We start from the raw sequence: 14,390 nt of genomic DNA, 5'->3' as shown, positions 1-14,390 counted from the left end.
CGTCGGGCGGGGGAGGGGCGGCCGGTCCACGGACGGCGGCCGGGACGCCACCGGGTCGCCGGCGGCCGCCCGGGCCGCGTGCGGCTCCTCGGCGCGCGACTCCTCCGCGGGCGGCCGCGCGGGGTGCGGCTCTTCCGGCCCGGGGTCCTCGGCGCCCGGCTCGTGGCGGGGCAGTGCGAGCAGCACGGTCACCGCGAGCGCCGAGCCGCCGAGCCGCAGTGCCAGCCGCAGCGGATCGTCGGGCAGCGGTTCGGCGAACACCAGCGTGCCGGCGGCGACGGTGAACAGGAACGTGACGGTGGTGCACACCGGGACGATCAGCGAGGCGCGGCAGCGTTGCAGCGCGGTCTGCGACAGGACCAGCCCGGACGAGCCGGTGACCAGCAGCAGGTACGGGTAGGGGGAGGTCAGCACGGCCAGCGCGCTGCCGCCGAGGTCGCCGGTGTCGAGGTGCCCGGCCACGCCCTTGATCGCCAGCGAGCTGACGCCGTACAGGAAGCCGACGGCCACGCCGTAGGGGACGCCGCTGGTCGGCAGCCGGTGGCGGCGCCGCGACCGCCGCTCGGCGGTGGCGAACAGCGCCAGCCCGGCGAGGATCGCCGGAACGCACACCAGCAGCAGCGGCACCGTCGGCGCGTGCCGGCTGATCGGCTCCTCCTCGCCGCGCAGCGACACGACGATCATGACCAGGGCGAGCAGGATCAGCACCATCGACCGGCGCTCGCCGCCGGTGGACTCCTCGCCGAGGAAGAGCGACGACAGCAACAGCAGCATCACCAGGCCGGTGACAAAAAGCCCCTGCGCGGCGATCAGCGGCAGCGTCCGGTAGACGGCGAGCTGGGCGACGAAGCCGAGGCCGAGCGCGCCGGCGCCGACGATCCACAACGGGCTGCGCAGCAGGTGCCACACCACCTGTGTGGGACGGGCGGCCGACAGCGGCGGCAGCCCGGACAGCGCCCGCTTCTCCACCACAAAGCCGATGCTGAAGAGCAGGTTGGCCAGCAGTGCCGCGACCACACCCCACCACACCGCTAGTCGCCCTCCCGTCGCCTGGCGTGCACCAGCAGGATCGAGGCGAGCGAGGGAGCGTGGCAGGCGAGCCGGTCCAGCGGGCGCAGCGGTCTGGGCACGTCGTGGTAGGGCGCCCCGGTGATCTTCACGACGTCGAAGCCGGCGGCGGGCAGCATCGAGCGCAGCGCCCGGGCCGTGTACAGCCGCAGATGGCCGACGACCTGGGAGCCGGGCCGGCCGTGGATGCCGCGCATCGACACCTCGGAGAACACCGGCTGCACACCGGCGAGCAGCAGCCCGCGGTTGTACCAGGCGGCGAGGTTCGGCGTGGACAGCAGCAGGTGGCCGCCGGGCCGCAGCACCCGCCGCAGTTCGTCGAGCGCGGCGTCCGGGTCGACCAGGTGCTCGATGACCTCGCTGAACAGGGCCGCGTCGGCCGAACCGGTGGCGAACGGCAGCCCGGGGTCGGTGAGTCCGCCGCGCACGGCGGTCAGGTGGCGGCTCGCCCGGCGCAGCGCGTCCTGCGACCAGTCGACGCCGACCAGCCGGTGGGGGCGCAGCATCGGCGCGGCGGTGGCGGCGGCGCTGCCGTCGCCGCAGCCGATGTCGAGGACCACGCCGGGCTCGGTCCGGTCGGCGAGCGCGGCGGCGAGGATGCGGGCCTGCCGGCGGGACCGGTCGGGCCCGGAGGCGACGGGCGTCGCCGGGTCCTCGTACAGCCGCTGCAGGCTGTCCCCGGTGGACCCGGTGGACCCGGTCGATCCGGTGGTCGGTTCGGTGCGGGCGGTCATGGGGCGACCTCCGGATCGCGGTGTGCGGTGGCGGCCAGCGACTCGGCGAAGACCTCGCCGAACCGGTTGCCCGCCGCGTCGTCGAGCAGTTCGCGCGACCAGCGGACCACGAGTTGCAGCTTCCCGCCGGTGGAGACGGTGGTGAGGGCCAGTCCGCGCGGCATCCGGGCGGGTGCGGAGACCCACACGGCGGTGGGGCGTCCGGCGTCGCCGAAGTCCAGGGGGTAGGAGATCCGGCCGAGGTTGGAGAGCAGCGTGGTGGACGCCCAGGGTGCGGCCGCGACCCGCAGCGCGCGGGTGGCCGCCGCCCGTATCCCGACGGGCACCACGGGAGTGGTCAACAGACCGGCGCCCAGGCCGAGTTGGGAACGGCTGCGGGTCTTCAGGTCGCGGGTCCTGGCGGCGGTGGCGCGCAGCAGGGCCGGGATGTCGTCCGGGGTGCGCTCCTCGTCGCCGAAGGTGACCTCCACCAGCCGGGTGCCGTTGCCCATCGGCATGTCGGCGGTGCGGGGCCGGTCGTCGACGGGCATCGTGATCCGCACCGGGTGGGCGCGCTGCCCGTGCTCCCGGTTCCAGCGCACGACCGTCAGGAAGGTGGCCACCAGCAGCTGGTCGTTCACCGTGTACGGCACGCCGCGCGGGCGGGCCGGCAGCGGCAGTTCGGTGACCAGCACCCCGTTGCCGGGCGCCGGGCGGCGGCCCGACTCCCGGCGGTCGGCGGCGATCCGGGCGGGCCGGGCCCATGTGGAGCGGGCCGGTGGCACCGGCTCGCCGGCCGGTCGCTCCGCGCGGGGCGGTGCGACGGCCGGCGAGTTGTCGACGCCGCTGTACAGCTCGGCGGCGGTGGCCAGCACCCGCAGGCAGGCGGGGCCGTCCAGCGCGGTGTGGTTCAGGCACACCACGATCACCGAGCCGCCGCCGTCCGCCGCCGGCGGTTCGACGACCTCGAACCGGATCGGCGGCGAGACGGTCAGCGGGGGGATCCCGGTCACGGCCCGCTCCCTGGCCTCGGCGAGCGTGCCGCCGGGCCAGGAGACCGGATCGACGTCGGGTTCGTCGGTCAGCTCCCACTCGTACGAGCGGTGCCACCAGCGTCCCGGCGCCTGCCGGACCAGCACTCTCGGGTGGCGCAGCAGCGCCTCCCGCACGGCCTTGCGCAGCCGTGTGGGGTCGAGCCGGCCCGGCAGGTGGAGTTCCATGTGGACGTTCTCCGGCTCACCGTCGACGACGGTGTGGCGGGAGATCTCGTCCACGACCGGGAACGGGATCCGCTGTGGGGTCATCGAGTGGGTTCCTCCCCGGGGGGTTGGGCCGCTCCGGCCTCCTTGGAGAGCGGAGCCGCCGTGCTGGGCGCGTCGGACGCGTCAGCGGGAGCCTGGGCATGGTTCGCCGGAGCCTGGGCCTGGTTCGGAGCCTGGGCCGGGGCGGGTGCCGCACCGGCCGGGACCACCGCCGGCTGCCGCACGGTCTGTGCCTCGGCCGAGCGCGGCCTCGGCGGTACGGCCGCCGCCGGCCTGCCGTCGGCGACCGGGTCGCCGCCGCCGACGTCCTCCCCAGTCTGACGTCCCGTCGGGACGCTGACCAGAGCCGCCGCCAGGGCGAGCAGCGCGAGGGCCTGCGCCGGCCAGCTGAACGCGCCGCCGCCGGAGAGGAATCCCTCGCCCGCGCCCGTCGCGGCCACCACACCCGCACCGGCCATCGCGACCAGCGCCAGCGGCGGCAGCAGCTTCGGCCGCCACCAGGCGAGGGCCGCGAGCGCCGGGACGACCAGCGCGTACGGGCCGGACACGACCGCCAGGGCCAGCGTGAGGACCACACCGCCCAGGACCCACGAGGGGGCCGGCGGGGCGGGCTGCGCGCCGAGCGGCGCGCCCGCGCTCCGGCGGACGAACGCCAGGCCGATCAGCAGCAGCAGTCCGGCGAGGGCGGCGATCAGACCGCCGGTGTAGTACGCCGCCGGGGTGTACTCCAGGGTGACGACGCCACCGGCGCCGGCCGGGACGAGGAAGCCCTGCTGCCAGCCGTCCAGCCGCAGCGCGGTCAGCTTCTCGCCGTCCAGCTTGGCGGTCCAGCCCTTGTTGAACGCCATGTGCGTCCGCAGGTAGGAGGCCTCGCCGGAGCCGACCTCGATCCGGCGGTCGGCGCCGGCCCAGTCACCGGCGTCGACCGAGCGGGAGGCCGCGCCGCGCAGCGCGGTGTCGCCGGCGGTGAGGGTGAGGTCGGTGATCGCCAGCGGGCCGCTGCCCGCCGTGCGGATCTCGTGCGTGCCGGGCCTCAACTCCACCGTGCCGTCCCGCTCGTCGCCGGCGCACAGCTCGACGTCGACCGGGCGGCGCTCCTTCAGGTCGCGGATGGTGCCCGAGACCTTGGTGGCGTGCAGCGTGTCGCCGATGGCGACGGCCGGGCCCTCGCCGCAGCGCAGCCGGAACTTCGCCGAGGCGGGCGGCGCGGTCACCCGCAGGTCCGCCAGCGCCGGCAGGTACACCTCGTTGAGGCCGACGGGCAGCTGGAGCTTGTCGCCGGCGACGGGGTTGTGCAGGGTGACCGGCGCGGTGTCGGTGATCTCGATCTCCAACTGGTCGGTGGTCATCGCGCTGAACCGCGCCCAGCCGTTCTTGTCGACTGCGGTGGTCACCGCGCCGTCCGGCGAGGTGATGCGCACCTCGGTCGGGCGGGCCGAGACGCCGCCGGCGGCGGACAGCACCACTGAGTCGACCTCGCGCGGCTCGGGCCAGGAGAGCCGGATGACGGCCTTGTCGCCGGCGATCCAGGCGGTGGTGAGGTCGCCGTCCACCAGGTTGCGGGCGCTGAGCGAGACGCCGGTGGGGCTCACCGAGTCGGCACTGGCCCGGACCCGGTCGCGGTTCCCGGGCGCCACCTCGTCCAGCAGTTCGTCGAAGGCGCGGCCGGGCACGGCGGTGGCGGTCGCCTTGAAGGTGTACTCGCCGCCGCGCGCGACCTGGATCATCCGGTGCATGCCGTTCTCGGCGCCGGCCGGGTTGAGGCCGCCCTGGTCGGTGGCCCGGTGCAGGGAGACGATCTCGCTCTCGGTGGCGCCGCGCGGCGCGTCCTTCGGCAGGACCAGCATCCGGCTGACCTGGACGCCCGGCACGGAGATCTCGGCGAAGCCGGCGCCGGTCAGCCCGGCCCGGTGCTCCTGCACGCCGGTGATGGTGACCTTCAGCCACTTGGCGAGTCCGCGCGGGGCCTTGACCTTCTGCGGTTCGCCGTTGGTCTTCAGCACGCTCTCGACGGTGCCCTTGTCCGTCGTCACCTCGACGGAGGTGACGTCGGGACGGATGCCGTCCGGCTTGAGCGGCGTCAGACGGATGGTGGAGGGCACCCGGGTCGGCTCGTCGAAGTCGATGCGGATCCACTCGCCCACGCCGCCGTCGACGTTGGCCTCGGCCCAGCCGGTGCTCGGGTCGCCGTCGAAGGCGTGCACCGGGTCGAACTGCGGCAGGTGGAACAGCCAGCTGCCGCTGCTGGAGGCGCTCACCGACTTCGCGCCGTCGAACTCGGCGACCGTCTGGTGCTTCACGTCGGCGCTGGGCAGGATCTGCTTCGGCGCCTTGCCGGCGTCCTGGAGGCTGTTCGGGTGGTTCTTCTCGTCCTTGGTGTAGGTGTAGGAGGTGTTGTTGTTCACCAGGCCGAACCGGGTGTCGTTGCGGCGCAGCCCGTCCGCCTGGACGTGCAGCGACGGCGACTTCAGGCCCGGGTGCTCGTCACCGGTCAGCACCACCGGCCGGTCCCGGAACTCCGGGTCCGCGGAGAGCCGCAGCAGTGACTCGGGGCCGCCGCTGACCCGCGCGGTGTCGGCGACGGGCAGGGCGGCGACGCGCGGCGGGCGCGGCGCGTCGACGGGCTCGTAGATCTCCACCGCGCGCTGGCGCGGGTAGAAGCCCTGGATGTTGATCGGCGTGCCCTCGGGGATGCGGCCCCCGGTCGTCAGCGGCCCGTACGCCTTCACCAGGCGGTAGCCGGAGGACTCCAGCGCCCGCTTGACGGTCTGCGGCGGCACGTAGCCGACCTGGTCGGGGTCGAGGTCGTTGCGCACGACGACGTTGTGCACTCCGGCGCGGCCGAGGAAGTCGGCCAGGCCCGGCACCGCGCCGCCGGCCATCAGCGCCTGCTCGACGGCGTCCATCGCGCGGCGCTCACCGGCCGGGCCGAACGGCACGTAGTCGCGCTGCGCCCAGGGGGACTTGGCGAGCACGTGCAGCGGCTGGTCGATCGGCGAGCCCCAGGTGTAGACGCCGTGCGCGGTGGCCGGGACGACCAGCGCGCGGGTCTTCGGGGAGTTGTCGGCGAGCCAGTCGGCGGTGTCCTTCCAGTGCCTGGGCAGGTCCTTGAACCCGCCCGGCTGGAGCACGTCGCCGTTGGCGTACGGCAGCGCCATCGCGGGCAGCACCAGCGCGGCGGCCAGCACCGGCACGAGCCGGCGGCCCGGCACCCGGCCGGCGGCCCGGCCGCGGCGCTCGGCGCCGCGACGCGCGACCACGTTCACCACGTGCGCCAGACCGAGCGCCAGCGCGAGCGCCAGACCGGGCTGGAACTTGTAGATGTTGCGGAACGGCTTGAGCGCGCCGTCCAGCCAGCTCTGGACCTCGCCGGCGAACGGGCCGCCCAGCGCGCCGGCGTAGCCGGCCAGCATGATGACGCTGACGGTGACGACGGTCAGCACCAGCCAGCGGCGCTCGGGCATGTCCCGGCGGGCGAGGCCGGCCAGGCCGAACGCGGCGGCCAGCGAGGTGCCGAGGATCGCGAGCACGCTGGTCGCGAGCAGCCAGCCGGCCGGCAGCCAGGCGTCGCCGAAGTTCAGGTAGGCGACCCAGTTGCCCGCGCCGCGCAGCATCTCCGCCGCCGACATCGTGCTGGTGGTGTTCCACGCCTGCTCCACGTACGGCATGAAGTCCACGCCGTAGGCGCCGAGCAGCAGCAGCGGGATCACCCACCACATCGTCGCCAGGACCACGCCGGGCACCCACCAGGCGAGCAGCTTCCAGCGGCGCTCACCGGGGCGGCTCAGCAGGTAGAGGCCGACGGGCAGCAGCGCGGCCAGGGTGGAGGCCGCGTTCACCCCGCCCATGAACGGGATGATGAGCGCCGAGGTCGTCGCCGCGGCGCGGGCGCTGAGCTTCTCGGACGTGAGCGGCAGCAGCACCCACGGCAGCACCGCGCCGGGCAGCGCGCCGGCCGAGGTGGAGCCGACGATGATGGTGAACGTCGGCCACAGCGCGTACGCCGCCGCGCCCAGCAGCCGGGTCGACGAGGAGCCGATCCGCAGCCGCTCGGCCAGCCGCAGCGCGCCCCAGAACGCGGTGGTCACCACCAGCGCGAGCCACAGCCGCTCGGCCAGCCACACCGGTATCTGGAGCAGGTCGGTGACCAGGTAGAAGGGGAGCATCGGGAAGAGGTAGCCGATGTACTGGTTGGTGATGCCGCCGAAGCCGGCCTCGTCCGACCAGAGGTCGCCCAACTCCCCGAGGAACTTCCAGGGGTCGAGCGCGACCCCCAGCTTCGTCTCGAAGGTCATCAGCCCCGGAGCGGCGATGACAAAGCCGAGCAGGACGACGGCAAAGAAACCGAGCAGCCATCGCCTGGAGCGCGGCCGCTCGTCCGGCGATCCCGGGCCGCCCGGGTCTTCCGGGCTCCGCCCACGCCCGTCGGGCGTGAGGTGGAGCGTGGCATCAGTGCTCGTCGACATGGGGACACCGCCGAAGAATGAGGAGGAGGTTCCAGGTGGCGATCTCGCGCACGCCCGGGACACGGGTAATCGCACCGGCCAGGAAGGGCCAGTAGCGGGAGCGGGCGGTGACGACCTGCACGTCGTCACGCGCCCGGACATGACGCAAGGTGGGGCCTACGTGAACGGCGAACAGGTTCTCGCCGAGGGTGTGTTTGGCCGGCCGGCCGTGCTTCCGCTCGTAGCGGGCACGGGCCCGGGCGGCGCCCAGGTAGTGCCAGGGCGCGGTCTCGTGGCCGCCCCAGGGGGAGTACCAGTTGGTGAAGGAGAGGTAGATCAGCCCGCCGGGGCGGGTGACCCGGACCATCTCGCTGATGAAGGTCTGCGGGTCGGCGACGTGCTCCAGGACGTTGGAGGAGAAGCACACGTCGGCCGTGCCGTCCGCGACCGGCAGCAGGTAGCCGTCGGCCAGCACGGCGCCGGGGGTGCGGCGGCCGTGCGCGCCGAGTTCGGCGGGGTCGGGCTCGAAGAGGTAGCAGCGCGCGCCGCGCCGCCGGAACTCCTCGGTGAAGTGGCCGGAGCCGCCGCCGATGTCGAGCACGGTCCGGCCGTCCAGCGGCTCGTACCGTTCGACCTGCGACACGGCGTCCCGGGCGAGCAGCCCGTAGCAGTGCTCGGGATCCGACTGCTCGTTCATGAACGCCCGGAACAGCGTCAACGACCTGCGGATGGACGGGTCTTTCACGTGCGGCTCCTCACCGCCCGGCCGGGCGGCGCGCCGGGCGGGAGCCCACGGACGGTACGCCGCGTCCGGCGGTCGCCCGCCGGTACGCCTCGGCCGCCACCGAACGGAAGGCCTGGACGGTGTGCTCCCAGCCGAAGGACTCGGCGCGCCGCGCGGCGGCCGAACCCATCAGCTCACGCCGCTGGTTGGACAGCGCCAGCGAGCACCACGCGGCGGCGAAGGAACTCTCGCCGCGGGCCAGCAGCCCGGTGGAGCCGTCCACGATGGAGTCCCGCAGTCCGGGGATGTCAAAGCCGACGGCGGGGGTGCCGCGCGCGGCGGCCTCCATCACCACCAGGCCCCAGCCCTCCATCGCCGACGGGTGCAGCAGCAGCCACGCCTCGCACAGCAGCCGGTGCTTCTCGGCCTCCGAGACGTGCCCGGTGAAGGTGACGTCCGGACCGGCCGCCGCCTCCAGGCGCGCGCGCTCGGGCCCGTCGCCGACGATGACCAGCCGGCCGCCGGTGACCGGCCGCACCCGCTCCCACAGCCGCAGCAGCAGGTCCACACGCTTGTACTCGACGAGGCGTCCGACGGCGACAAAAAGCGGCTCCGGCGACTTCGGCAGCAGCGCGGCCGGCCGCTCGACACCGTTGTGCACGATGCGGATGCGCTCACCGGGCACGCCCAGGTCGCGCAGCGCCCCGGCGGTGGAACCGGAGACGGCGACCAGCAGGTTGTCCTTGTGGGTGCCGGCCAGCGCCCAGTGTTCGAGCTTGCGGCCGAGCCGGGCGGCGGGCGCCGGGTAGCGCATCCCCCACAGCTCGGTGTGCACGTGGTTGACCAGGCACATCGTGGGGCCGCGGTGCCACAGCGGGGCCAGGTAGGGCAGCCCGTTGGACACCTCCACCAGGAGGTCGCAGTCGCCGACCTGGCGGCCTATGGCGCGCTTGGCGCGCAGGAAGTGGTCGGCGTCGCCGCCGGCCGAGACCACGCGGTAGTCGCGGTAGGCGGCGGGGCCGCCGCACACCAGGGTCACCTGGTGGCCGTGGGCCACCAGACCCTGGGCGATGCGGTCGATCAGCAGCTCGGATCCGCCGGCCGCCGGGTTGTCGAGATCCCGGCGGGCGAGGAAGACGATCCTGCGCGGAGTGGGGGGCGCTTGGACGGCGGGCGCTGCGGTGGCCGCCTCCGTCGTCTGACGCGTAACGAGGGACGTGACGGAGGGGGCGACCGGCGGCACGTGCTGGGGCATGGGCGCTCCAACTCGTCTCGGGTTGCGGATGGCTGGGGATGCGGGGGTGGCTGGGTACGGCTCGGTTCGGTGTACGGATGCGAGGGGGGAGGGGCTCGGCGCCGTGCCGGCGTCGGCGGCCCTTCGGGGGTGGTGCTCGGTGTGTACGAACTGGATGACCGCCGGGGGGCAGCTGGCGATCGAGTGTGCTCAGTTTTCGCGGCCCGATGGTCGGCGGCTACTCACCTGGATGACAATTTCCGGTTTCGCGGGGTCCGGTACTTGTCATCCGGAGCAGGGAATCTGGCCTGAAGTCGTGCCTGACAGCGCGCTCCTACCAGCTTTCTACTGGTCAGTAAGCGTGAGGTCCAGTGTTACGACACGATGTCTCGATTGGGTCTCGCCGATCTCGCGGTGACGTCTCGGCGGACCGGGGCGCGGGCGCGCCGCCGACGAGGGGGCGCCGGCGCGGGCGCATCGCCCTGCCTGCGGGCGTGCCGACGCGGGGCGGCGGAACCCCCTCTGGGTGTGTGGTCCCGCCGACCGCGTCGGTGTTCGTGGGGCCGTCGGCCCCGGGCTCACTCCTCGCGGCGTCCGCGCGCCACCAGCACGCCGCCGACCAGCGCCAGCGCGACCCCGGCCGCACCCGAGGCCACCGGGGCGGTCGTGCCGACCGTGCGGAGCTTCCTGCTGTCCGCCGACGCCTGCTCGACCTGGGCCTGCTGCGTCTTGTCGTCGAAGACGATCCGCTCGCTCTCCAGCAGCGTCACGGCGTCCTTCTCGCCGCCCGGCGCGCGCAGCGTCAGCTTCGGGCCGATCGCCGCCCGCAGGATGCGGCCCGTGGCCTGGTCGACGACCAGCTCGATGCCCTGGTTCTCGTACCACTCCTCGGCCATCACCTGCGGCCGCTCCGGCATGCCGACGAGCAGCCCCGGCACCTGCCGGCTGCCGGTGCGGGTCGGCTCGACCTTCGCGGTGAAGCGCAGGCCCTCGTAGCCCTTGATCTTGACCTTGTCGCGGTACTTCACGGTCACCGCGTCACCGAGAGTGGAGTCCCACCAGCGGTAGTCCCGCTTCTCGACGCCGAACGGGAACTTCAGGTACGCCTCGCCCTGGATCTTCTTCGGCGTCTCCCCGCAGCAGTGCACCGGCCGGTTGGTCTCCCGGTCCGACACCCAGCGCTCGGTCGTCCACTGGAGCGACTTGCGCGGATCCTTGCGCTTGAGGGTGGTCTTCGTGTCGATCGTCGTCGACACGTCCCAGACCGCGACGTCGTGGCGCTCGCTCTCGGCCACGTTGCCCATCACCCGGCGGGTGACGGTCAGCGGCTCGTTGTCGCGGGTCGTGACGGCCGACTGGTCGAAGTACTTTCCGGTCCCGTTGAAGACCGTGGTCTGGTCCACGTCGATCGGAGTGCGCTTGGCGCGCGGCTCCACGTACCAGGCCAGCATCGGGCCCAGGACCAGCAGAAACACGCCGATTCCCAACAGAACCAGCGACAAGGGTGAGGCGGAACGGCGCATGGCGGGTGCTCCCAGAGGATGAAGGTGCGCGTTCGAGGATGTCGTCGAGATCTTCGTCGCGATGTCTTCGAGCTGACTTCGAGAAGTGAAGGCGGCGAGTAAGCCTGCCGTGGCCGGTGACCGTAAGCGAACCCTTGACAGCACGTCAATGCCCTTCCAAACTCAGCAGACGAACTGGTGTCGGGGGCGACCGCTGGTGACCGGGATACTGGAACCACATCCCAATGAGAGGTCCGCCGCGCCATGCACAGACTCCTCGCAGCCGCTCTGACCTGCGTCGCAGCGGCCATTCTTGCCGTCGGGGCCGCCGTCGGCGTCGTCTCGCTGCTGAGCGCGACACCCGAGCAGCCCAACGTCCCGCTGGTGTACTTCCCCGAGCACTCGCCCGAGGAGGCCCGCTCCTCCGACGCGGCGGCGCCCGCCGAGGAGTGACCATGGAGACGGAGGTCGGCTCCGCCTGGCGCGCGGTGCCCGACGCGCAGGTACGGCGCTTCACCGAGCTGGCCCGGGGCGAGATCCCGGTGCTCGCCCAGGACATCCTGCGCGAGATCCGCCAGGAGTACCCGGGCCTGCCCGTCATCCTCGACAGCAACGGCGTGCCGCTCTCCCTCATCGGCATCCGCCGCGCCCTCGAGCACTTCGTCGAGCACCTCGCCACCGGACTGGGCCACCCCCATGTGCACCCGCCGGTGTTCCAGGAGTTCGGTCGCGGGGAACTTCTGGAAGGCCGCAGCCTGGACTCCCTCCAGGCGATCTACCGGCTCGGCGTCCGCCTCGCCTGGCGCCGCCTCGCCGAGATCGGCCAGGAGGTCCAGATCCCCGCACCCGCCATGTACGAACTCGCCGAGTCCGGCTTCCAGTACCTGGACGGCCTGGTCGCCGAGTCCGTACGCGGCTACGCCGAGGCCGCCGCCCGCCGCGCCGGCGAGCGGCTGCGCCTCCAGCGCGGACTGCTCGACCTGCTCCTCGCCGAACACGACGAGGAACCGCCCTCCCCGGCCGCCGTCGCCGAACGCGCCGCCCGGATCGGCTGGGCCCTACCGGAGACGGTCGCCGTCGCCGTACTGCTCCGCCCGGCCCGCGAGGCCGTGCCCCCGGCCGTCGGCCCCGACGTCCTGCTCGACATGGAGAGCGAGCGGCCGATCCTCGTCGTACCCGACCCGGACGCGGCCGGCCGCGCCGAACTGCTGCGCCGCGCGGTGTCCGGCTGGAACGGCGCCGTCGGCCCGCCCGTACCCCTCGAACAGGCCGCCAAGTCACTGCGCTGGGCCCAGCAGGCCGTCTCCCTCGTCGAGGACGGCCTGCTGCCCGGCGGCGGCCTCGTCGACTGCACCGAGCACACCGAGGCGCTGGTCCTCCTCCCGCCCCGCGAACTCATCGACGATCTCGGCCGCCGCCTGCTCGCACCCCTCAACGACTGCGGCACCGCCCACGGTCGCCGGCTCGCCGAGACCCTGCTCGCCTGGCTGGAGACCCGGGGCGGCGCCCCCGAGATCGCCACCCGCCTCGGCGTCCACCCGCAGACCGTCCGCTACCGCCTCCGCCAGATCCGCGAACTGTGGGGCGACGGCATCGACGACCCCGACCACCGCTTCCAACTCGAACTCGTCCTCCGCGCCAAACGCCTCCGCGGCGACCTCGGCTGACCCGCCCGCCCGGCGGGGGCGGCGGCTCGGCTGGGGATCAGGCGTGCTGCCGCTCGACGTCGGCGGGCCGAACCAGCAGCTCAGCCCGCACACCCAAGGCGTCGAGGTACGAACCGAGGGTGGAGAGTCGGAGGCTCCCCGGCGCGGCGGTTTCGATGGCCGACACCCGGGACTGCGTGACTCCCATGCGTCGGGCCTGATCGACCTGTGTCACGCCATGGCTCCTCCGCAGCTCGGCAAGGTTGATATCAAGCTCGTGTCTCACTCCGCTCGCCCCAGGGCGTGAACGTCGATGCTCTCCAGAGCGGCCACGTAGGCGTCCATGATCCGACGCGCGGCGGGAGAGGTTTCCTTGGCCGCGATCTCGCGCCACCGCCGAATGGCGAACTGGTGGTCGTCGTTGACGAAGTCGCGCGCCCTGTCCGGCGCCTCAGACTCCAGTCGTTCCCGAAGCCGGGCATCCTGAGCCTGCTTCTCACTCGTCGCGACGGTCATGAGCTGTCTCCCGTGCGCTCGTCCAGGCGGCCCAGTTCGTAGCGAAGATCAGCGATCTTCTCGTGCTGGTGAGCCAGGCCCGCCTGGTACTGGGCGATGAGTTCCTGTGCGCGGGGAATCTCGTGCTCCACGATACGGATGCGCCGGAACTGATCCTCTTCGTTCAGAGGGATGATATATCACGCCTGTGTGATATCGCCTGCGGAGTAGCGGGCCCCCGCCAGGTACCCGACGCCCTTCCTCATCCTTTCGAGTGATCTTCTTGGTGAAGTGCTGACGGTGACGGTCGTGATCGGCTTCTCGCGCCCGGCCGCTCACGGCACCGTGTCGTAGGTGTGGAGAGCGCTCAGGTCGAGTAGGTCGCGGGGCCGCGCCCGCAGCCCGAACGGGGACATCAGGGCGTCGTCGATCCGCCCCCCGAGCATGGTCTCGGGCTCGCTCGCCGCCGGTTCGTACACCCGGCCGTTGCGGTTCATCCACGCCTCCCAGAGCCGGTCCACGTTGGCGTGGTGCAGGTAGAACACCGGGTCGTTGGGCGAGGACGCGAGTGTCATGTCGGCGCCGACCCAGCGGTGCACCTGGTTGTGCAGACCCGGTCCGCTGTACCCCTCCAGACGGCTGCGGAAGCCTGGTGAACCCGCCAACCACGGCCGGGAGTCGTACCGCGCGAGGTCCGGATCGCCGAAGGGACGCGGCTGCGTGTTGAACGCCTCGCCCACGTCCACGGCGTTCGGCAGCGTCGCCGCCTCCCGGCCGAAGGCCCGTCGCAGCCCCCGGTCGGTCTGGCGCAGGTTGACGAACATGTCCGTCTCCACCAACACCCGGAACGCGTCCGGGTCCTGGTCGTCGAATGCGAACGGGCCGTCGGCGACCGGGTCTCCCTGACCGCCCATGCCGTCGGCGCGCCACAGCGGCGCGTCGCCGGGCGCCGGCAGCGATCCGTCCACCGACCAGTCCCAGTACGGGATGCCGAAGTCCTCGTCCTCCAGCACACGTTGGAGCTGGAACTCCAGCACGGCGAGCATCAGCCGGTGCCACGGCAGGAACACCGGTCCGCTGTGCGCGGCGTTGCGCACCCACCACTCACCGCCCGGCGGGATCGCCGTCCGCATCGCCAGGCAGTGCCAGATCACGAACAGGTCGTAGGTGCGGACCGGCCGCGGGGTGCCCGGTACGCCGAACTGGTCCGTGGTGAAGCCGGAGTCCTCACGCTTGAGCAGCAACACACCCCGGACGTACGCGTCGCGCGCGTCGGCGTCGGTCAGCACGTTGTGCCGTAC

At 73.1% G+C, this 14,390-nt stretch carries 13 protein-coding genes; 2 read left to right on the top strand and 11 right to left on the bottom strand.

The features are described 5' to 3' along the window. The 7 genes from GL263_RS09875 to pgfA form a co-directional block, all read right to left on the bottom strand. A partial coding sequence (locus tag GL263_RS09875; RefSeq protein WP_323379327.1) for a DMT family transporter occupies nucleotides 1-1,017 on the bottom strand: 1,017 nt, incomplete at its 3' end. A gap of 14 nt (nucleotides 1,018-1,031) precedes the next feature. Further along, nucleotides 1,032-1,802 carry a class I SAM-dependent methyltransferase gene (locus GL263_RS09870; protein WP_182855228.1) on the bottom strand — a complete coding sequence of 257 codons (771 nt, stop codon included), beginning with the start codon at nucleotides 1,800-1,802 and terminating at the stop codon, nucleotides 1,032-1,034. Continuing rightward, a complete protein-coding gene (locus GL263_RS09865) occupies nucleotides 1,799-3,085 on the bottom strand; it encodes a condensation protein (RefSeq protein ID WP_182855227.1) in 1,287 nt (428 codons plus the stop codon). Before GL263_RS09865 ends, GL263_RS09870 begins: the two co-directional genes overlap by 4 nt. Further along, entirely contained in the window at nucleotides 3,082-7,509 is a 4,428-nt protein-coding gene (locus GL263_RS09860; protein WP_182855226.1) for an alpha-(1->3)-arabinofuranosyltransferase domain-containing protein, read from the bottom strand. The genes GL263_RS09865 and GL263_RS09860 overlap by 4 nt, the downstream gene beginning before the upstream one ends. Beyond that, complete coding sequence (locus tag GL263_RS09855) at nucleotides 7,493-8,233, bottom strand: class I SAM-dependent methyltransferase (protein WP_182855225.1); 741 nt, start codon at nucleotides 8,231-8,233, stop codon at nucleotides 7,493-7,495. Before GL263_RS09855 ends, GL263_RS09860 begins: the two co-directional genes overlap by 17 nt. Nucleotides 8,234-8,243: 10 nt before the next feature. Further along, on the bottom strand, nucleotides 8,244-9,467 hold the full coding sequence (locus GL263_RS09850) for a glycosyltransferase family 4 protein (RefSeq protein WP_182855224.1): 1,224 nt from the start codon (nucleotides 9,465-9,467) through the stop codon (nucleotides 8,244-8,246). Between the two features lie 557 nt (nucleotides 9,468-10,024). Then, nucleotides 10,025-10,969, bottom strand: a complete 945-nt coding sequence (gene pgfA / locus GL263_RS09845; protein ID WP_182855223.1) for a cell envelope lipid trafficking protein PgfA — start codon at nucleotides 10,967-10,969, stop codon at nucleotides 10,025-10,027. A 243-nt stretch (nucleotides 10,970-11,212) separates the two neighbouring features. Between pgfA and GL263_RS09840 the strand changes: the two genes are divergently transcribed. Together GL263_RS09840 and GL263_RS09835 are read left to right on the top strand one after the other, a co-directional pair. Then, on the top strand, nucleotides 11,213-11,401 hold the full coding sequence (locus GL263_RS09840) for a hypothetical protein (protein WP_182855222.1): 189 nt from the start codon (nucleotides 11,213-11,215) through the stop codon (nucleotides 11,399-11,401). A gap of 2 nt (nucleotides 11,402-11,403) precedes the next feature. Further along, a complete protein-coding gene (locus GL263_RS09835; protein WP_182855221.1) occupies nucleotides 11,404-12,615 on the top strand; it encodes a PucR family transcriptional regulator in 1,212 nt (403 codons plus the stop codon). A gap of 37 nt (nucleotides 12,616-12,652) precedes the next feature. Here the strand turns inward: GL263_RS09835 and GL263_RS09830 are convergent, their stop codons facing one another. The 4 genes from GL263_RS09830 to GL263_RS09820 all read right to left on the bottom strand — a co-directional run. Further along, entirely contained in the window at nucleotides 12,653-12,880 is a 228-nt protein-coding gene (locus GL263_RS09830; protein WP_182855220.1) for a helix-turn-helix domain-containing protein, read from the bottom strand. Further along, nucleotides 12,877-13,110 (bottom strand): hypothetical protein, encoded by a 234-nt coding sequence (locus tag GL263_RS09825; RefSeq protein WP_182855219.1) that lies wholly within the window; start codon nucleotides 13,108-13,110, stop codon nucleotides 12,877-12,879. The genes GL263_RS09830 and GL263_RS09825 overlap by 4 nt, the downstream gene beginning before the upstream one ends. Next, the gene (locus tag GL263_RS28835) at nucleotides 13,107-13,241 is read right to left on the bottom strand and encodes a hypothetical protein (protein WP_267132758.1); all 135 of its coding nucleotides are present in this window, start codon (nucleotides 13,239-13,241) and stop codon (nucleotides 13,107-13,109) included. The genes GL263_RS09825 and GL263_RS28835 overlap by 4 nt, the downstream gene beginning before the upstream one ends. Nucleotides 13,242-13,424: 183 nt before the next feature. Continuing rightward, a partial coding sequence (locus GL263_RS09820) for a tyrosinase family protein (RefSeq protein ID WP_182855218.1) occupies nucleotides 13,425-14,390 on the bottom strand: 966 nt, incomplete at its 5' end.

Origin of the sequence: Streptomyces durbertensis (assembly GCF_014156695.1) — a bacterium.
Lineage (GTDB): Bacteria > Actinomycetota > Actinomycetes > Streptomycetales > Streptomycetaceae > Streptomyces > Streptomyces durbertensis.
The sequence above is the reverse complement of the archived record's forward strand: the minus strand, read 5'-3'. Positions and strand labels throughout refer to the sequence as shown.

Excerpts from the sequence above, each read along its gene's own strand:
- GL263_RS09870 (WP_182855228.1), bottom strand. The coding sequence starts at position 1,802 with ATGACCGCCCGCACCGAACCGACCACCGGATCGACCGGGTCCACCGGG.
- pgfA (WP_182855223.1), bottom strand. The coding sequence starts at position 10,969 with ATGCGCCGTTCCGCCTCACCCTTGTCGCTGGTTCTGTTGGGAATCGGC.
- GL263_RS09850 (WP_182855224.1), bottom strand. The coding sequence starts at position 9,467 with ATGCCCCAGCACGTGCCGCCGGTCGCCCCCTCCGTCACGTCCCTCGTT.
- GL263_RS09840 (WP_182855222.1), top strand. The coding sequence starts at position 11,213 with ATGCACAGACTCCTCGCAGCCGCTCTGACCTGCGTCGCAGCGGCCATT.
- GL263_RS09825 (WP_182855219.1), bottom strand. The coding sequence starts at position 13,110 with ATGACCGTCGCGACGAGTGAGAAGCAGGCTCAGGATGCCCGGCTTCGG.
- GL263_RS09865 (WP_182855227.1), bottom strand. The coding sequence starts at position 3,085 with ATGACCCCACAGCGGATCCCGTTCCCGGTCGTGGACGAGATCTCCCGC.
- GL263_RS09860 (WP_182855226.1), bottom strand. The coding sequence starts at position 7,509 with ATGTCGACGAGCACTGATGCCACGCTCCACCTCACGCCCGACGGGCGT.
- GL263_RS09835 (WP_182855221.1), top strand. The coding sequence starts at position 11,404 with ATGGAGACGGAGGTCGGCTCCGCCTGGCGCGCGGTGCCCGACGCGCAG.